General features: G+C 36.5%; 18 protein-coding genes. 9 read left to right on the plus strand and 9 right to left on the minus strand.

What is annotated here, in order from left to right; all coding sequences use genetic code 11:
* Window positions 1-3: 3 nt before the first annotated feature.
* The 3 genes from Q337_RS0109380 to Q337_RS0109390 are packed head-to-tail and all read left to right on the plus strand — an operon-like array spanning window position 4 to window position 2,180.
* Complete coding sequence (locus tag Q337_RS0109380) at window positions 4-840, plus strand: ABC transporter ATP-binding protein (protein ID WP_026471376.1); 837 nt, start codon at window positions 4-6, stop codon at window positions 838-840.
* 45 nt (window positions 841-885) lie between these two features.
* Window positions 886-1,890, plus strand: a complete 1,005-nt coding sequence (locus Q337_RS0109385) for a HEAT repeat domain-containing protein (RefSeq protein WP_051526758.1) — start codon at window positions 886-888, stop codon at window positions 1,888-1,890.
* A complete protein-coding gene (locus Q337_RS0109390; RefSeq protein ID WP_026471378.1) occupies window positions 1,887-2,180 on the plus strand; it encodes a gamma-butyrobetaine hydroxylase-like domain-containing protein in 294 nt (97 codons plus the stop codon). Before Q337_RS0109385 ends, Q337_RS0109390 begins: the two co-directional genes overlap by 4 nt.
* Before the next feature lie 351 nt (window positions 2,181-2,531).
* Here the strand turns inward: Q337_RS0109390 and Q337_RS0109395 are convergent, their stop codons facing one another.
* Window positions 2,532-3,068: a helix-turn-helix domain-containing protein gene (locus tag Q337_RS0109395; RefSeq protein ID WP_026471379.1), complete on the minus strand. Its 537-nt coding sequence runs from the start codon at window positions 3,066-3,068 to the stop codon at window positions 2,532-2,534.
* 233 nt (window positions 3,069-3,301) lie between these two features.
* On the opposite strand from Q337_RS0109395, the gene Q337_RS17340 reads away from it, so the two are divergent.
* Window positions 3,302-3,550, plus strand: a complete 249-nt coding sequence (locus Q337_RS17340) for a hypothetical protein (protein WP_051526759.1) — start codon at window positions 3,302-3,304, stop codon at window positions 3,548-3,550.
* 211 nt (window positions 3,551-3,761) lie between these two features.
* The gene (locus Q337_RS17345) at window positions 3,762-4,898 is read left to right on the plus strand and encodes a DUF3631 domain-containing protein (RefSeq protein ID WP_211253603.1); all 1,137 of its coding nucleotides are present in this window, start codon (window positions 3,762-3,764) and stop codon (window positions 4,896-4,898) included.
* Between the two features lie 495 nt (window positions 4,899-5,393).
* On the opposite strand, the gene Q337_RS0109410 is transcribed toward Q337_RS17345, so the two are convergent.
* From Q337_RS0109410 to Q337_RS0109420, 3 genes are all read right to left on the minus strand, one after another.
* On the minus strand, window positions 5,394-5,684 hold the full coding sequence (locus tag Q337_RS0109410) for a hypothetical protein (RefSeq protein ID WP_026471380.1): 291 nt from the start codon (window positions 5,682-5,684) through the stop codon (window positions 5,394-5,396).
* Between the two features lie 133 nt (window positions 5,685-5,817).
* Window positions 5,818-6,366, minus strand: a complete 549-nt coding sequence (locus Q337_RS0109415; RefSeq protein WP_026471381.1) for a hypothetical protein — start codon at window positions 6,364-6,366, stop codon at window positions 5,818-5,820.
* Window positions 6,367-7,069: 703 nt separating this feature from the next.
* Window positions 7,070-7,318: a helix-turn-helix domain-containing protein gene (locus Q337_RS0109420; protein WP_026471382.1), complete on the minus strand. Its 249-nt coding sequence runs from the start codon at window positions 7,316-7,318 to the stop codon at window positions 7,070-7,072.
* Window positions 7,319-7,415: 97 nt separating this feature from the next.
* Here Q337_RS0109420 and Q337_RS0109425 point away from each other — a divergent pair, with 97 nt between their 5' ends.
* Both Q337_RS0109425 and Q337_RS19080 read left to right on the plus strand, forming a co-directional pair.
* Window positions 7,416-8,228: a J domain-containing protein gene (locus Q337_RS0109425; protein WP_026471383.1), complete on the plus strand. Its 813-nt coding sequence runs from the start codon at window positions 7,416-7,418 to the stop codon at window positions 8,226-8,228.
* 278 nt (window positions 8,229-8,506) lie between these two features.
* Complete coding sequence (locus Q337_RS19080) at window positions 8,507-8,677, plus strand: hypothetical protein (protein WP_211253604.1); 171 nt, start codon at window positions 8,507-8,509, stop codon at window positions 8,675-8,677.
* Window positions 8,678-8,679: 2 nt separating this feature from the next.
* Here Q337_RS19080 and Q337_RS0109435 read toward each other — a convergent pair whose 3' ends face one another.
* A complete protein-coding gene (locus Q337_RS0109435) occupies window positions 8,680-11,403 on the minus strand; it encodes a TrlF family AAA-like ATPase (RefSeq protein ID WP_026471385.1) in 2,724 nt (907 codons plus the stop codon).
* 924 nt (window positions 11,404-12,327) lie between these two features.
* On the opposite strand from Q337_RS0109435, the gene Q337_RS17350 reads away from it, so the two are divergent.
* Both Q337_RS17350 and Q337_RS0109445 read left to right on the plus strand, forming a co-directional pair.
* Window positions 12,328-13,596: a hypothetical protein gene (locus Q337_RS17350; RefSeq protein ID WP_051526761.1), complete on the plus strand. Its 1,269-nt coding sequence runs from the start codon at window positions 12,328-12,330 to the stop codon at window positions 13,594-13,596.
* The gene (locus tag Q337_RS0109445; protein WP_026471386.1) at window positions 13,593-14,744 is read left to right on the plus strand and encodes a DNA methyltransferase; all 1,152 of its coding nucleotides are present in this window, start codon (window positions 13,593-13,595) and stop codon (window positions 14,742-14,744) included. The genes Q337_RS17350 and Q337_RS0109445 overlap by 4 nt, the downstream gene beginning before the upstream one ends.
* Window positions 14,745-14,799: 55 nt before the next feature.
* On the opposite strand, the gene Q337_RS0109450 is transcribed toward Q337_RS0109445, so the two are convergent.
* From Q337_RS0109450 to Q337_RS0109465, 4 genes are all read right to left on the minus strand, one after another.
* Entirely contained in the window at window positions 14,800-16,206 is a 1,407-nt protein-coding gene (locus Q337_RS0109450) for a hypothetical protein (protein ID WP_026471387.1), read from the minus strand.
* Window positions 16,207-16,422, minus strand: coding sequence for a helix-turn-helix domain-containing protein (locus tag Q337_RS0109455; protein WP_026471388.1), 216 nt, complete (start codon window positions 16,420-16,422; stop codon window positions 16,207-16,209).
* Between the two features lie 186 nt (window positions 16,423-16,608).
* On the minus strand, window positions 16,609-17,958 hold the full coding sequence (locus Q337_RS0109460; protein ID WP_026471389.1) for a hypothetical protein: 1,350 nt from the start codon (window positions 17,956-17,958) through the stop codon (window positions 16,609-16,611).
* A gap of 497 nt (window positions 17,959-18,455) precedes the next feature.
* Window positions 18,456-19,682: a tyrosine-type recombinase/integrase gene (locus Q337_RS0109465; RefSeq protein WP_034279851.1), complete on the minus strand. Its 1,227-nt coding sequence runs from the start codon at window positions 19,680-19,682 to the stop codon at window positions 18,456-18,458.
* Window positions 19,683-19,795: the final 113 nt, after the last annotated feature.

Raw genomic sequence — 19,795 nt, forward strand, 5'->3', positions numbered from 1 at the left:
ACCATTTCCAACAAGCAGGGCCATGTCAGCATTCAGCACTTAAACCTGCATCTGGGACAGGCTGACAAGCGTTTTGAAGCCCTGCATGATGTTTCCTTTGACATTCAGCCTGGTGAATTTGTCTGCCTGCTGGGGCCTTCCGGCTGTGGCAAATCCACCTTGCTGGGGGCGCTGGCCGGGCATTTGCCGTTTACGTCAGGTCAGTTGCTGCTGGATGGCCAACCCATTAAGGCACCCGATTCTGAACGCGGACTGGTGTTTCAGCATCACACCCTGTTTCCGTGGAAAAGCGTGCTGGACAATGTCAGCTTTGGCCTGAAAATGAAAGGCATTGGCAAGGCAGAACGCGAGAAACAGGCCCGTGAATTGTTGCATCTGGTCGGGCTATCCGGCTTTGAAAACCGCTATCCAGCCGAGCTGTCCGGTGGGATGCAACAGCGGGTTGAAATTGCCCGTGTGCTGATTAACAAGCCCAAAGTGCTGCTGATGGACGAACCTTTTGGTGCGCTGGATGCCCAGACCCGCCTGATGATGCAGGAACTGCTGCTGGACATCTGGAATGAAATTCAAACCACGGTGCTGTTTATTACCCATGATATTGATGAAGCCTTATTTCTGGCTGACCGGGTACTGATTATGAGCCACCGCCCCGGCCAGATCATTGAAGAAATTCTGCTGACCTCAAAGCCTGATTTTACCCGCCCGCGCAGTACTGATCTGGTGACCTCACCTGAGTTTATGCAGCTGAAAAAACACTGCATCCAGACCCTGCGGCAACCACCTACGGCTGAGCTAAAACGGCTTAATCCACTGGGTATTCTGCCCAAAACCCCAGCCTGATTTTAAAAATAAATCATATCCCGTTAAGACATAGGGTAAATCATTATGACGCTCACCACCCAGACTTACTATCCGGATTTAAGCCCCGATTTGAGTATTGATGCGGAGTATTTAAGCCTTCATCGCCGCTTGAATCAGGATGATGCCGCTGTTCGCCGCATTACCATTATGGATATTGCCGATGAGGAAAACAGTGAATTGCTACCGTGGCTACATTTTGCAGTCAAGCATGACCCTGCCCCTGAAGTAAGGCAGGAAGCTGCCACTCGGCTGGAAGGCTGGGAAGATCACGACACTATACATGCCTTAAGTATGGCGCTGCTGGATTCCAGTCTTTTGGTTAAACAGGCTGCTGCGCAAAGCCTGAGCGAAATCAAACAGGCAGAATCCATTGAACCGCTATTGCCCCTGCTGGCGCATGCAGACAGCTATGTGCGTGCTGCGGCCTTGCGGGCCATCCGTGAGTTACGTCCTGTGCAAGCCATTAATGCCATTGTGGCCAATATTCATCATGCCGATGTGCAGGTGCGCCGTGAAGCAGTCAGTACGCTGGGCTGGCTTAAACAGGCTTCAGCGCAATCCTTGCTGGCTGAACTGGCGATCAATGACACTGATGCCGAAGTACGCCGTATTGCGACCGGGGCGCTTGGAATTAGTGAACAGACCACGCCTGCCATTGAACAGGCGCTGCTTAAAGCCCTAACCGATGAAATCTGGCAAATCCGGGTTGAAGCGGCCCTGACGCTGGGCAAGGTTAAGCCGCAGTCCGCCATTATTCCGTTAATTACAGCGCTTGCCGACTCCTATTGGCAGGTGCGTATTCCAGCCGCACGCAGTCTGGGCAAACTTAAAGCCACTCAGGCTTTAGAAGCGCTGGCCCTGCCCCTGCAACATGAGATTAGTAACCTGCGTAAGGAAGCCGCTCTGGCCCTGGGCGAAATTGGTGGCCACCGTGCCTTGCAACTTCTGCAACAGGCAGAAACAGACAGTGATCCCGAAGTGCGAAAGGCAGTACGCATTGCCATCAATCAAATTGGTCAGGCGGATTGAAGATGAAACCTGAGCACATCAAGGTCGATGTATCACAACAAATCCTGCACCTGTATTGGCCGGATAGCAAGGTGCAGGCATTAAGCCATCAGGTGTTGCGTGAGCAGTGTCCCTGTGGTTTTTGCCGGGCAAAACGCTTAAGACAGCAAGAGATTATTGCAGCACCAGATACTACAATTACTGCCATGTTTGATCAGGGCTATGGGGCACAGATTTGTTTTAGTGATGGGCATGACAAGGGAATTTTTCCATGGACTTATTTATATGAAATCCAGCAAGCTGAGCTATAACTTATGAGCCTTTACCTTAACAAATAATTATTTATCATCTTCATCCGCTAAAAATTTTAGCTGTAGTGGATGATTTAAATGCGCTGGACAACCTCACGTTCTCAATCCTTTAAACCATCTACACGATGGCCCATAAATTTTTATAGGCATAAAAAAACCCTTAACCATTGCTAGTTAAGGGTTTTAGGCTCATATCACCGCAAGTAACGGCATATGAATTTAAGCAAATGGTAGAGATGGCGTCAACTGAACAATAATCATAAGTTACTGATATTAAATTAAAATTTAATTAGTAAAACTCTCAGGATACACCGCAGGATACAAAATAATTTTCGTTGCTCTACTTAATAATTACTTTGGTGATCGTGTTGGAAGCTTACCACCCTTCTTTATGGCTATATTGATAGCACTAGAAAGTTTAGCTACATGATCCAAACCAAAAAAAGCCGAATACTCTTTTAAAGGCGTGGTCATCTTTTCCCTCATCATTTCATGATTTTTTTTAAGCTCAGGATAATCATCATTTTCGTTAAAGGCATTAACCGCTATGTCATCGCCCACATACAAACGTCCACCATTAGAAAGACAATACTCAGTTAAATAATCAAGTAAATCATAAATAAATTTTCTTGGAACATTAGTTATATGAGAGAGCATATAAACATGAGAAATATGTAGAGAAGATATTCCATTCTCAAGTTTGCTATATCCGGATTTTGATATACCACCCAATTGAAAACCCATGATTTCCTGACTTACATCTAACTCTGTCCTGAATAGATATAAGATATAGCCAAATAAACTATCAACCGAACACCTAAAAGTCCTCTGCTGATCTTCTAATATTTTCATTGTTTCATCGAAAGAAAGATGATCACTATTTTTCATACTAGCCTCCTTTATTTCGCTATTGTATCATAAAAAAAATAATAACCACCAATCCGTCACTTTTAATCATATAAATATTTAAAGTTTCCTAAAAGAGTCTATTCACTCATAAGAATTTATGTGTTATTTTGAGTCCGTGAAATTAAAAGCTATGAAAACCCCTACTGAACTAGCAGTGGCAATTCCATACGCAAATGCTTTTCACGCGTTAATGATTATCAAGAGGAAAATATATGAATACTGAATTTTCACAACTTTCCCAAAAGTATCTGATTAGTCAGAAAGATTTGGCAAGAAAGCTTGGGATGAGCGTAGATGCCCTACGCAAGCTGCAAAAAATTGATCCTGTATTTGCCCAAGCTATGATTAAAATGGGTTCAACTCGACAAGCTGCTGTTTTTTACATAGTCGCTGAAATTTTAAAGTGGATTGAGTCAAAAAAAACTCAGAACGTGTTTAATCAAGCTATTGAATGCAAATGAAAAAAGCTGCTCTAAAGCAGCCTTTCTCAGTGAGAACGCTGGTTGCCGCCAGCTTCCATCACAAACTGAATAATCGACTCAAAATCAATCACCAGCAGTTCATCCTAACATAAAAATTTAGGATGAGCATGCTGGTAAATATTCTAACAGCTTGGAACACTCCAAGCCTATATTAGGATCTTTTCCAATGGTTAAGCCTTATCACGAAGCAGTGGATGGCAAGTTATTACTGGATCAAATTATTGAGAAGGTTAACTTGCATATTACCTGTGAACCACAAGTTGCTGTCGCAATTGCTCTATGGATTATGTTCACTTGGTGTATTAATGCATTTGATATCGCACCAATTGCCTGCATTACCGCTCCTGAAAAACGCTGTGGTAAAAGCCAGCTTTTAACACTGATGAGTTTAATGTCCAAAAATCCTTTAAACACATCCAATATTTCACCAGCAGGACTATTCCGAACTATCGATGCCTTTGCACCCACTTTATTTATTGATGAAGCAGATACCTTTGTCGCTGGTAATAATGAGTTACGAGGAATTTTAAACAGTGGCCAAGACAGGGCTAATGCCTATGTGATCCGCTTGGTCGGTGAAAAATTTGAACCTAGGCGGTTTTGTACTTTTGGTGCCAAGGCTATTGCAGGCATTGGACAGTTACCCAGTACTCTAAAAGACCGCTCTATTACTTTAGAACTCAGGCGACAGTATAAGGACGAGGTACGCCAGCGCTTACGGCATACTGACAAGGCAGAGTTTGCGCTAATGAGTAGGATGCTGATGCGCTGGGCACAGGACAACATGGAAGCACTTGCAATCGCACGTCCAGTTTTACCTGATGTATTAAATCATCGGGCACAGGATAATTGGGAACCGTTATTTGCGATTGCTGATCAAGCTGGTGGGCACTGGCCAGAAACGGCACGACAGGCTGCTATTACTATCTCTGGTATTGATGAGGAATCACAAAGTATCAATGAACAGCTATTAAGTGATCTTCGGGATATTTTCCAAACCTTCCCTTTGGAGCGCTGGAGTACCAAAGCGCTACTACAGCAATTATGTGCCAATGAAGAAACACCTTGGCATGCATGGAACAAAGGTAAACCAATGACAGCTTATCAACTAGCCCATCAGTTGAAGCCCTTCAAAATCCGGCCAAAACAAATCAGAGTTGGTAGCGAAACATGTAAAGGTTACGAGGCTGAAGATTTTAAAACTACTTTTGAGCGTTACCTGTCAAAGTGTGAGCCTCCTTCCCTAACTTTACCCGAAACAGGGAAACACGAGCCTAACGGCATTGCCTTGGCGATGTTAGAATATTTTAATACCATCCAATCATAAGCGGTTTTGTTATGACAAAGGCAACCCTTTGATGTCAAAGGGTTGTTTCGTTGTTTCGGGTAATTTAACTAAAGCAGATCACATTCAACAAAAATTATAATTTGTGGCCGAAGCACCTAGATATGATTTAACTGGTACTTGAAATATACATAGCCCCACTATCTGTTGAGGCCTGCCCCCCCCTATGAATAATAAATAACTCCGTATTTAGCAGGAGGGTTTTTGGGGTCAACCCTGTAAGCGTTTACCACAAGCGGTTCAATAGCGTTAAAAAGCATTGCTACTCCACAGCACACAGGCATAGCCTGCCGTACTGTCGGAGCAGCTTCAAACGACAATGCACTATCATTGAGTTGAGGTATAACCGTTACATGGCCATTAAGCGGTAAAAGTGACAGGTTTGATCTTTCATCATTAATACCCACTTAGCAGATCAACAGCAGTACCAGTAATACAAACATGGGCATCAGGTTAAAATCAGATAAAAACGTTAACTTAGGCATGATCAGCTAACACCTGTAATGCAGCCTCTACGACCTCAAGTAGACGTAGTGCTAACGGGTTATCAGCAATCACATGGTATTCGTCTGCTTCAAGCTGATGGGTTTCCACGTAGTCTAGGACATGGTTTAACATCGCTTGGCTAATCAGGTCAGTATCATGCTCGGTTAGTAGCTGTAAGGCTGCAAAGTTCAAAGCTTCGATATAGACGTGGGTTTCATTATCTATGGTTTCGTGGGTAATGGGTAATTCATAAGTTACGACTTCTTTAATACTGGACATCATAAATTTATTTCCTTTTTTATTGATTTGCTGGTTCATGATTTTTTTAAATTCGTGTTTATAGTGGTCACTAATGTGTTGTGAGCTACTAAATTTCTTCCTCTGGAATTGGCTGCATTTATTATCAATGTTTTTATCATTGGTCTTGGCAAGGTATAAATACCTGTCGATACAATCCAGTGTTTCCTGCTTGACCAAGTGGTAATAAGGATGCAGTGGCTTCGGCAGCGTTGGGAATACCTTCCTCTGGTAGATACCGCATCCGTTTTACAATTTCTCGTTCACTGTCGTTGTAGTTCACATCGACATGCTTTAAGCCTTGTAATGCAGGCAGTGCAATATTCCTGAACAGGTGATCATAGTCGGCATTCAAAAATGGAACATCAAGAATCAGGCAAAAGTGAATATGTACCGTCTCACAGAATTTCTGCATATAAGTCTGTTCAACTGACCAGAAGTACATCAGGCCGTTTACCTTATCCTTCAGTACACGGTTTAGACGCTGGGCGATGGATCGGATATCAAACTCATACTTGGTAAACAATACGAAATGGGCAGCTACGGGATTAAGCATGGTCTCATTAGCTTGCAGGATGACCGCAGCAATGGTCTCAGCATTGTCATGGTCATATTGATAGCTTTTTTTGTGTTTGGAATTAATCAGGTTATAGATATTTCTATGCATTATAATCTCTCTTATAATAAATGGTTTGTTTTAATAGTTTATTATGTGGGTTTTATAAGTGTGAATAGCGTGATTATTAATACCCATCGGTATTAGATAACCACAGCCAATAGTATTTCATACTGTATAATGGTTGTCAAATCAGTGGAATATCTCAGTATAGAGTCAAGGAAATAGTAAGAAATTACATAGATTATAAAATGATTAAGAATAAAGAATAATTAATCATCAAGAAAGGATAGGTTAACTATTAAATATTAACTAGTATGAATAATCAATAAAGAGAAGATAGAGGAATAGAAGTAGATAAAACTATTAAAAGCACTCTAAGGGGGTTAATTTAAAATATGAAAAAAGCTATAATATATAAGCGTTTTATCAAGGTTGAAGGCTTTAATAGCATGCACGTAGAATCAGGCTTTTGGGGCTGTTGACCGTTGCTAAGTAATGCAACCTCAAAAATAGTTCTAGTGAAAGTCATATTTTAGGAATCATAAATGAACTTTCACTAGTAATGTGATTAGCTTCAAAGCCAGTTAAAAATAAATGTCACCCAACAACTATTTAATTCACCCATCCAGAATGCGATAGCAGCCCCATAGCGAAGTTTAAAATCATAAGTGATAAGAATGTACCACCAGAATTAAAATGGCTGTAATAAGTATTTAAGGCCTTTTAGAGCGAACTAAATATTAATCAAATATTATGGCTTGTTAACTGCATCAAAATTTAAGCCATTAAAGAACAATGAAGGATTACTCTCTAAAGCGTTCAGCCAATCCAGCAACTCAATCACATCCAAGCGGCGTTCAAGCAGCTCAGTCTTGGAAATGTAAGATTGAGGTTTAAGTAGTTTCTTCGCTAGTTCAACCTGCGTAATTTTCTTTTCATCTCTAATCTGGATGAGCTTGGCAATTACTAAGCTATAGCGTGGATCATGGATAGTTCGCATGACCAGCACTATCAGGGAATATGAAAAATATCCCAAAATAGGATATTATTAAACCTATAAGTTATTATTTAAAAAATATTGCTATAAAGGGGTTTACATGGTCTGGCTCATCATTCTGTTTATTGTTGGCATCATCATTGAGATATGCAAGCAAAACGATAACAACTCAACATCTGACAGTGTGCCAAAAATTGGTAATGGACAAGAACAGCATAATGCTGCTAACGAAGCACAGCACAACTCATTTAAGAACCTTTATCCCTTTATTGATCTGTATACCTACTATGCCCTAGAGGGCAAGCGGTCTTGGACACCTGAAAAAATCCAGTTCATTAAAACAGTGCTTAGCCCATTAAATGATGCTGAAAAGATATTGCTTCGGGATCGGCTAAAGCATGTACCTAACGTAAGCCTGAGTATCCTGATTGATGGGGTAAAACAGGCAGTCAGCAATAATCCGGCAGCACGTCCTGAAATTACTTATGTAATAGCAAGGATGCTGGTTATTGACCAAACCCCTCACCCAAGCATTGAACGCAAGATTAATGATTTAGGACATTCCTTTGGCTTATCTAATGATGAGATTGGCAGGATTATCAGTACAGCCATTCATGCCAGTGAAGAATCCTATCAATCTGGGGAATCACAGCAGGAACACCAAGGCTATGAGCAACAAACCACAACGAACTCTGCCACTGAATGGGCATGTGAAATCCTAGGGCTATCACAGGCAGAGATTAGCACAGCACGTATCCAACAAGCCTACCGCCAGAAGATGCGGGAATATCACCCTGATAAGCACCAAGGCTTGCCAGAAGCCATCCAGAAGCTCCTGCATGAAAAGACACAGGACGTCAATAAGGCTAAGGACATATTACTCAAGCTAGCCAATAACAAAATGAGTGCTTAAGGAAGATTACGATGCTAAGAACACTATTACTACTACTGGTTGCTGTGGGTGGGCCAGTCGGCTTGGTCACTTATATTATGCTTCACGGTAGGATTCAAAAAGCCAAGCTAGCGCTATCCTCAGAAGATCATTACAGCAGGCTAAAGACACCTGCATCCTCGACACTTAGCTACCAAAGCCAAAGCACAAGTCGCACTTTGCAGCCAGTGCCGAGTAGTGATCATAAGCAACAGGATACCCGATCCATTGAATGGGCTTGCCAAGTGCTAGGGCTAACAATGGAAGGACTAACGCCAGAGACGATTGAAAAAGCCTACAATCGAAAGATGGAAGCGTATCAGGCCAGCGATCAACAGAATCTACCTGAATCGATTCAGCAGCTATTGCATGAAAAGATTCAGGAGGTAAAAGAGGCTAAAAAAGTTTTATCAGAGGGTAATAAAATTTGAATTTAATATTCAAAAGGAATCATTCTTTTATATCTTGTCTTTAATGCATCGACCCCACCTTCCATTATTGAGCATACCAAATCCCTAACAGCTTTCTCTTGTAACGCACCACTAGCTTCAATTTGAATTAGACCTTTATTTTGTAAAGCTATTACATTTTCAGAGTCGGAGTTGACTACTATATTTGGATTATGTGTTACAAGAATAACCTGCCTTTTGGTTTTTGATTCTTTTAGCTGTTTAACAATTAATCTAGTAATTAGAGAGTTATCTAGATCATCTTCTGGTTGATCTAGAATTAATGGCTCATTACCATAATTCAATAATAAGCTCAGTATCGTTGCTGATTTTTGACCTGCCGATCCTTCAGCAATATTTCTAAAATTATTTCCATTAGTTCTAAAATCAATTTTGATATCATCGTGTGGAAACCATCCGAGGATGCTTTCAATTACTTCAGAGGAAGAATTTATTTTCATTAGGTGATCGAATAATCTTTTCTCAATCTTTTCTTTTATAACACTAGCTATTGGGTTTGATAATATCTCCATTTTAAATTCTGATATTATTTTATGACATTCTTCAATGTCATAATTTTTGTTCTTAAAATCATTTTCCAAATTAAATAAAATGCCTTTTTGCTCATCGGAGTCATAAATACTACTTGAAAAATAGTCTCCTGTTTTTTGTATACATGCTCTAAAACCATTTTCATTAATTTTACCAAAAGGAATTATAGTAACTCTAATTTCATCATTGCTAGAAAAATAATTACTTATAAATTCTTTTCTACGTTTGGTTAGATTCATCCTATTTTCTATCAATTTACCATATATAGCTTTTAATTCGATTTTATTATTTATTAATTCACTCTCATATATACTAATATTCTCCAAATTTTTATCAATAATTTCTATGCTATTCACTAATTTCTGATGACTTTGAAAGTCAATACCTACATCTTTGAGTTGATCTAAAGTTATTTTATAATCTTCAATAGCTCTATCTATCCTCTTATAATCATCTATTTGAAGAATTTTTTCCTCAAAATCCGTAAAAAGATTACTCAGTTCCTGAGTTTTAATAACTAAATTATTTTTAATATCAGCAACTAGATTTAAAATTGAATTAATTTCATTATTTGCATATGTTTCATCTATTTGATTAGATATTTCTGAGTAATTATCTGTAAATTTTGTTAGTTCCAATATTTTCTCTGAAACACTATTTTTAAAATCCTTAAATTTATTTTTTTGTATTAAGGCATTTTTATAGTCTTGTGCTATTTTTTCATTTAAGGGATTTTCAATAAGGCTTAACTTATTAATTAAGTCTTTCCTCTCACCTAATAGCTGATTTTTAAAACCTATCTCAGAAACTAAATAATTTTTACGATTCAAACTATGTTTTAAATCCCTAATTATTTCATTTGATTCTCTATTAAGACTATTAATATCTACTATGAGTGATTGATCAATCATATTAAATAAAAAAGAAGGATTCTTGGAAAGTTCAAATATCTGCTTTTGGCTATAAATACTGATTGGAAATCTTTGATGAATTTCCCCAAATTCTTCCTCTAAGATATTAAATTCATTGTCAATTTTATATATATTATGTTTTTGATTATCAGCAGACCATACAATTTTATATTTTAAATTATCTTTTTCATAAATACATGAAATAACACTTTTTTCTAAGAACATACCAGAATCTTCACGAGATTTTGAAATCTTTTTAAATAATTCAAAGGTTCTTTTAATTTCATGTAAATCTTTAGTATCTAAAATTTCTTTATCCTTTGATAATACTATCCTTATAAATTCCACTAAAGAAGATTTACCTGCACCTCTACCACCAATTATTGAATTTAGCCAAGGACTAATATTTATAGTAAGTCCACTAGAGCGTCCTGCATACTTACAATCCTTAATATCTATAGATTGTATTAATAGTTTAGATTTTTCATCATTTGGATTAATGCTTGTTGTCTCCTTCCTTTTAATAGAAGTATTTCCATCTATTAATGCAAGTTTTAGACCCTCAATAGTTGGAGCACCCATTTTGACCCAAGTAAATGCCCTACCAACCTCTCTGGGCATATGAGCATCACTACCTATTACATTTGGCAAGTTGCTTATATGTGAATATTTATTTTTAAAATCATTATTCCATAATGAAAATTTTTCTGGAAAAACGACTTCTACAGCTAAAACCGCTTGTATCAATTGTTTGTATGAACTCATTGATTGCATCAGAAAAGCTCCTGCTGCAAGATCAACATGAGCTGGAATAGCAATCCCTCCAGCTTGATGAATTGCATGTACAACTTCAATTGCACTTTTAGTGCAGGGTATATCTATTTGATTTGGTTTAGCTCCTACCGCTCCAATTAAACTAGAAATTTCTTCTTGGGAGCAGCTTGGATCAAATATTGCAAGTATATGAACATTCGAGTTTGCTGTTATTTCCATACCAGGAAATATAGAAATATTTTTACCTTCATTTTTTAATAATTCAGCCTCTTTTTTTAGGCTATCTATCCATGTTGCAGTGTTATGGTCTGTTACAGCTACGCACTCTATCCCTTCATCTATAAATTTCATTAGCCAATCACGAGGGTTAATCGTTTTTGGATCAAATTGAGCTTTAGCATAATCACTTGATGCAGGTGTATGTGTATGAAAATCAAATTTCCACCATCTTGCTCCAGTAGTATTAATCATGTTTTCCCCTTAATTAATTTATTATGAATATATTCATATAGTGTAAAGAAGGTTTCTCAAATTTTATAGGTTTTGAGAATCAAAGTTTTATAACTTCTGGCTTATGCTTGTTTAGAGATTGGTTTTCATTGTCAGCTAACTTATCCCTATAATCAGCCCACCGTCCACACGTTGCACTAGGATAGTACTATGTTATAGAAACTAGCCACACCGCCTTTACATGCGCTAGGGCGGCTTCTAAATATTTCTCATTAAGTGTTTTACTGGCAACTTTCCTAAAGCTATGTGGTATTTATTGGCCTTTATACCCTAAGCGTATTAAGATATCAGAGACAAAAGGGCTTTTAGTATTGTACTTCTGGCTCAGGAACAGATAAGGCGAATGATAGGTGAGCCTGTTGGCTTAGTGGCATACATCACGATTCACACTAAGACTGAACAAGCCAAACTATCACGCTCATCAGAAGATCATTATAGCAGGCTAAAGTTACCTGCATTATCGATGCTTAGCTATCAAAACCAAAATACAAGCTTCAGTGTGCAATTAGTTCCAAGTAATGAACATACTCATGCCTATCTATTGAATAGGTTTGTGAAGTCTTAGGGCTGCCAATGGATTAATTAACCAAAGAGACGATTAAAAAAGCCTCTAATCGCAAGATAGAAGCGCATCAGGCCAGCGATCACCAAAATCCATTCGAGAGTTATTGGAGCAAAAGATTTAGGAAGTTAATGAGGCGAAGAACATTTTCACTTTCTCAAGAAACCACTATGTAATGCTCAAGTAAAATTAGTCACCTTACTACCAAGGCAGAGCACACAAAATGTTTACTATAGTCAACAATATGCTATCATTTAGGTATATCACTTATTGAATTAGTCGACTCTAGTGTAGAAGATAATAGTCAATGACTCACAGGAAATATGCAAACTAAATTATTCCCCAAAGCATCTTTTGAAATAGAAGCCAAGCACACTACACACTCGGGTGGTAAAGGTGAATATTTACATGATTGGTATTCATATTTAGAAGGTTTTTCATCATCATTTGTATATGAAATTTTAAAAACTTATGCTCCTGATGCTGAAATCGTTCTGGAACCTTTTGCTGGAGTTGGAACGACTCCAGTGAATAGCTCGATTTTAGGTTGCACATCTTATTATTGTGAAATTAACCCTGTTTTAAGAAAAGTTGTCGCAATTAAGCAAAAAATTCTTAACCTTTCAGATAGTAAAAAATCAGAATTTTTATTAGATATCAATGAGCTAGGGAATAATTTAAATCATTATTTACAGAATGTAAGACCATCAGAAGAACTAAGGAAAAAATATTACGATTGTTTTGATAAGAGTATTTTCTTTTCTCAAGATACTTTTGAGCAAGTACTAAAATTTAGATCCTTAGTGGATCAGATTGCATTAAAAGATGAACTTTTAGCTGAAGCTTTAGAGGTAGCCATACTATCTTGTTTAGTAACTTGTTCCTTATTAAAAAGATCAGGAGATGTACGTTTTAAAACTCCAAAAGAATTATCTAAAGGTGTACCTTTATTACTACCTTCAGTATTAAAGCAACTAAAGCTGATGATGGATGATTGTAGAAATTGTCCTCAAGCATTAGCTCCAATAAACTTATTGGCAAATAATTCAAAAGAAGTTTTAGATATCGAAAGTATCCAAGCTGATATTGTTATCACAAGCCCTCCTTACTTAAATGGTACTAATTATTTTCGAAATACAAAGCTCGAACTTTGGTTTATTGGAGAGCTTTTAAACAATAAGAGTCTTCGTATTTTTAGAGATCAGGTTGTGACATCTGGAATAAATGATGTCACTAAAGATAAAGGGAAAGATATTTTACCTTTGGTATCTGATTTATATGCTGAATTATTAGAAAAAGCTTATGACGCTAGAATTGCTAAGATGATGTCAGCATATTTTTATGAAATGAAAATAGTGCTAGAAGGATTGAAACACCATACGAAACTTAATGGTGTTATATGCATTGATATTGGAGATAGTGTCTATGCAAATGTGTATATTCCTACACACATAATTTTGACGGAAATCGCGAAAGATTTAGGTTTTTCATTATATGAAGAAATTTTATTAAGGAAAAGATATTCCAATGGTGGAGCTGAGTTAGGTCAGTATTTATTGGTATTAAAGAAGATGGATAGTGAAGAAAAATGAAATCTGCCAAACTCGCTGAAATTTTAGAAAAATGGGATAACTTTAAAACAACGTTTCCTCATATGGAGGAACCATTTTCAAAAAGAAATTGGGGATCTGATTTACACTCGGTTTGTTCTTATCAAGGAAAAATGAAACCAGCTTTGGCTTATCATTTAATTGATACCTTCTCGGTAAAAGGAGATATCGTCTTAGATCCATTTAGCGGATCAGGAACTATTCCATTCGAAGCCGCTATAAATGGTCGTTTTGCCTTTGGGTTAGATATTGGTGTATTAGCTACTTCTCTCTCGAATGCGAAGTTAAAAAAGCATAATAAAGAAGAAGTACTTAAAATAATTGACATGTTAGATGATTTTATTCGTAATAATACACCGCAAGATAAAAGCATATCGGACTCAATAGGAGTCGCTTTTAATAAAACTATTCCAGAATATTTTCATGAGGATACTTTTAAAGAAATTCTCTTAGCGAGGGAATTTTTTCTTAAACACAATGACCCAGAATCAGAGAATTGGTCATTAGTTTTCGCATGTATGCTACACATTTTACATGGTAATAGGCCTTATGCTTTAAGTCGTAATAGTCATCCTATTACCCCTTATGCACCTACGGGTGAATTTATATATAAGAATGTAATTGAAAAGTTGACAAATAAAGTTAACAAATCAATAGAGGCTCAAGAGTTATTAAATTTAACTTCATCTAAATGCTTTTTATCAGATATCCTTAGTAAATGGCCTGAAGAAATTCAAAAAGTCGATTCAATTATTACATCTCCCCCTTTTTTCGATAGTACAAAATTCTATATGACGAACTGGATGAGGTATTGGTTTTGTGGATGGAATAAGAAAGATTTTCAAGAAAATCCTAAATCTTTTGTAGAAGTGATGCAGAAAAAAAATTTTGATGTTTATGAGTTTATATTTAAAGAAAGTTATGAACGTTTAGTTGCTAATGGTATTGCAGTCTTTCACTTAGGTCATAGTGATAAATGTGATATGGCTAAATCATTAATTCCTTTTGCTGAAAGATACTTCGAGATTCTTGATGTTTTTACAGAGTCTGTTGAGCATTGTGAAAAACACGGGATCAAAGATAAAGGTAGCGTTAAAGGACACCAATATTTAGTCTTAATGAAAAAGTAAATTGATTTTTACAAAAGGCTATAATTTTTTGAAAATTATAGCCTTTCTTAAAAAATTAGCCTAGATTTCTGTAAAGTTTGAGAAGATCTATTTTTTTTCCAACATCTGTTTTGTTTAGTGTTTTCTGTAAAGCTTTTAATAATAAATCTGAAGTCAGCTTTCCATCGCGTACTTTCTGTAGTTCTGATTTTTGGCAAAAAGAATTAAATAACCAATCTAAATTTTCAATTAGACAATTTACCGCATTCAAGTTAGGACTTGGATTTTGAAGTTCATCAAGTGAAAGTCCTGTTATTCTTGATAATTCAGAAAGTTTTTCTTGTGAATAAAATTCAGAAGGCGCTCTGTCCCTTTTTTGTGAATTGCAGGAACCACAAAGACATGTTGCTGTCTCATCTAATGGCCATAAGAGAGCTAAAGGACGGGTATGATCTAAATGCATTTCTTTCGGAGATTTGAGGTCAATTGAACAATTAAAACATTTTTTGCCAAATTTTAACCATATGTCATCAGTTAACTCACGACCACCTGATTTCTCTCTATATATAAGTTGCGGGCTTTTGCCAAAAATCTCAGTTAGGAGTAATTCAAAAGCTCGTCTTCTTGCCCCATCCTCCTTCATTTGAGCAGCAGTACGCTGTGGATTGTGTGCAGCATTAACCTCATATTTTTTACAGAATCTACATTCCAACTGATAACCGTACTCTAATTGCATTATTTGATTTGTTTCAACGTTTCTTAGCTTCCCAAAACCAGCATGGGAACAAGGCCGCCTATGAACGGCAACACAATGATTTGAAAAACTTAAGTGATGTCTCTCGTTATTAATATTTATTGGAAGGAAGCGAGCACAACGATTGCAAGACTTTAAGTAGATATGTGCATTTGAAGTTTCAGTCGAGTCAAAGCTTAATTCGATGCTGACATCACCTTCTACAGAATAGAAATTTGATTCTGGTGCAAATTGGTACATATTTTTCAATAGTACAGGCTTTTCCGATTTTGCCCATTCCAAGTGTTTATGTTTGACAATACCACAGCCAACTTCGTAAAGTGCTAGATATGAATCTTCAAGGGCTGTAAATCTAACTTGTGTTTGCTCAACATTCGTATAAGTACTAGAAGTTCCCATTGAACCAAACTTTGACCAGTTATTATCTTCTGGGTCAGTATGAAGCTCCTTTACAAATCCCCCTTTAAAAACTTCGACCCTTATTTGGTCATTACATGAATACCATCCCCCAAATGCAACTATATCTCCAAGGTTATGGTCTGGAATTTGGAATGTTATAGTAATATTTTGCCCTTTAGGAATTAGTATACTTTCAATATCTTCTATTTTAAGCTCGCCACCAGTTGAATCAGGATGGCTTTTAAATCCACTAGTTCTTGTAGTTGTTCTTCTACGGCCTGCAAATTCAGTTTTCCCCGGAAGTTTATTGCCAAAATTTACTTTTTCCATTTACATTCCCTCAAAAAGCTGAGATAAATTTTTGTCTAATGCCTTAGCAATGGAATTCAAAGCCCTCAAAGAGATATTTCTCTTTCCTGTTTCAACGCCACTTACGTAAGTTCGATCTAGACATGCTTTATCAGCTAAAGCCTCTTGAGATAGCCCATAATTTTTTCTGAGAATTTTAAGGTGGTTACCAAAAGCTCTAAGGAGTTCTTCTTCCATGGCAGAAGCTGTCCAATTTTTTACTTAATCTTATGATAGTTTTTGTAGACTATGAGCCCACGTACTATGAGTCACATACATGTCAAATAAATATTTATTTTATTGAATAAGAATAGATACATATCTTCAAATTTTTTGCATCATCTGGAAGTAGATAAATTGAATCTTCTCTCCACTTTCATCAATTTATTTTTTTACATCTTGATAAAGTTGCAATAAGTTATAATTCTTTCCATATTCAGTTTCATCTAATGTCCTTTGTAAGGAAGTAAGAAATATTTCAGCAGTAATTTTTCCATCTCTATCTTTTTGTAAAGTATTGCTAAAACAGAAATCTGATATTAGCCACTCTATATTATCTAATATCAACTTTACTGCTTCTAGGTTTACTTTAGCATGGGTTAAATCTGAAATAGACAATCCAATAATAGATGATAATTCTTCTATTTCTTCTGGTAGATAATATTCAGATGGTAACTTATTACTTTTTTGAGAATTACAAATTTCACATAAGCATGTGGCTGTTTCATCTAACGGCCATAATAATGATAAAGGTCTTGTATGATCTAAATGCATATCTTTGGGATTATTTAGTTCAATATCGCACTTAAAACATCTTTTATTAAATTTAATCCAAGTATCTGTAGCTAATCCACCATACCGATGTTTATTTTTATAACTTAACAGATGGCTTTTTTTATATAATTCAGTCAATAAGGACTCCATAGCACGTCTTCTTGCTGAATCTTCTCTTAACTGATCAATCGTACGTTGCTTATTTAGTGGTATATTTACAAATAGCTTTTTACAAATCCTGCATTCTAATTGATATCCATATTTTAGAGACAGAGCATCGTCACATTCTTCATGTTTTAAAGTGTTAAATCGTTTATGATTAGAAAAACTTAAGTGACTTTTTTCATTATTAATATTTATTGGTAAAAAACGCGCACAACGATTACAAGATTTTAAATACAAATCTATTTTTTTTTCTAACATATTGGCTGCTTGATTATAGACAATAATTTTCCCTTTATTTTGGTAAAAATTCCCTTCTGGAGCATATGTATGAATATTATCTAATTGTTTTTCAACATATGCGTCATTTCGAACTCTTTCAATTTCCTCATGATAAACTGTACCACAATCAATATTATGAAAAGCTATATTAGTATCTTCTAATGCAGTAAAAGTTATTGAGGTGGTTGGAACATTATTTGTTGTATCAGAAACTCCTATAGAACCAAATTTAGACCAATTTAGCGGTTGATAAATTATCAATATAGTGTCTACAAACCCTCCTTTTTGTATATGTACTTTTATATTTTTATCACAAAAAAACCATCCTCCAAATGCTACAAGATCTCCAATATTATGAGGTGGTATTAAAAACTCAATTTTAATGGACTGATTTTTATTAAGAAAAAAACTATCTTTTTTTTCTATTTTATAATTTCGCCCAGTACTGTCTGGATGGGTGCTATAACCAGATGTTTTTGTGGGCTGTCTTCTCTTAGGTAATAAAATATCATTCATTACATAGCCTTAAATAGATCGAATAAATTTTTTCTAGGACTTTAGCAATGCAATTAGGAGCTTTTAAAGAGATATTTCTTTTTCCTGCTTCAACGCCACTCACGTAAGCTCGACCTAGACATGCTTTATTAATAAAGCATCTTGAGATAGGCCATAATCTTTTCCGAGAGTTTTAAAATGGCTTCTAAAGTTCTTTAGGAGTTCTTTTTCCATTGCAGAAGCTATTCATTTGTGTAACTATTGTTATAGTAATTTATGTGGCTTATACATCCACGGACTATGAGTAACAAAATGGTTTATCGGAAAGTCAGTAGTTATTCCATACAATTTCTAGAAAGCTTACAAGAAAATTACATGTAACGGTATTTTCTGATTTTAAAAGAATTTTATTATCAACTGCTTAATTTTAAGTTTTCAAGGACACTACCTTCCCTTTAACATTCTGGAATTAAAACTCATAGATTAGCTATAAGTTTTAATTTGATTAAAAATAAGCTTTAAGCTTTTTTAAAAACAATAACTTCATCATTAGCTAAACTATCCAGATAATCAGCCCACCATTGCATCATAGGCTTACGATCATTCAGGTAAGCTGCTTTATTGTATACTCCTTCTACCCCACCAGTGACATGGGCTAAAGCACTTTCTACATGATCACGGTTAAAACCTTTTTCCCTTAATGTCGTGCTGGCAATGTGCCTAAAGCCATGTGGCGACTGTCTCCCTTCATAGCCTAATCGTCTAAGTGCCATAATAAAGACTGTATCTGATTTTGGACTATTGTTACTACTACGGCTAGGGAATAAATAAGGACTATCACTACTATACGCCTTAAGCTCTTTTAATAGCTCTACTGCTTGTGTCGGTAAAGGAATGATATGTTCACGCCGCTTTTTCATGCGCTCTGCGGGAATTGTCCATTCGGCTGCTTGAAGATTAACCTCTTTCCATAAAGCTGTTCTAAGCTCACTGGGACGGCAAAACAGCATAGCTAATAGCTGTAACCCTATACTTACATCACGAGTTGGATAGTTTCTAATTGCTCTTAATAATGCTGGCAATTCATTTGCAGAAACATGCTTCATATTTTCTGATTTAGCTGTTTCCAAGAACCTGTGTAAGCCTTCTAATGGGTTAAACTCAATCCGGCCAGTCACTTTAGCAAGATCATAAATTTCCTGGCACAAAGCACGCATGCGATTAGACTGCTCAATGATCCCCTTCTCTCGCTGGATACTCTTAAACAGATTCATCCATTCAATAGGTTTAATTTCCTTATATGCACGCTTACCCATAACAGGAAAAATATGTTTTTCTAAAGCGCCCTTATTGCGCTTCATTGTACCTTCAGTCCATTTATTGACTTTTCCATCCAGCCACTCTACCGCTAGCTTTTCGAAGGTACTGTTAGTTGCTTCTAATTCTTGCTGCTTTTTTTCTTGTTTAGTAATAATAGGATCTTCACCCTTCGATAGGGCTTTATTTAATTCTTGCGCTGTTTTACGTGCAAGTTCGCCAGATACCGCTGGATATGTTCCTATACCAACCCAAGACCATTTACCATCAGCTTTCTTATAGCGTAGTTGCCACGACTTATTGCCATTAGGTTTGATACGAAAATATAAGCCATTACCGTCTAACTCTCTATACTCCTTATCTTCCGGCTCTAATGTCTTAAGAGTTGTATCAGTCATTGGCCGTTTCTTAATATCATCGCGCTTCATTGTATAACTCCTTAATCCTATTAACGAAAACAGTAGACATACAATTTATGTATCCCGCCAGTTCAATAAATATTAAAGGATACAAGATAGGATACACAATGGGCTGGCCTATA

This window comes from Alkanindiges illinoisensis DSM 15370 (assembly GCF_000619845.1).
Taxonomy (GTDB): Bacteria; Pseudomonadota; Gammaproteobacteria; order Pseudomonadales; family Moraxellaceae; genus Alkanindiges; species Alkanindiges illinoisensis.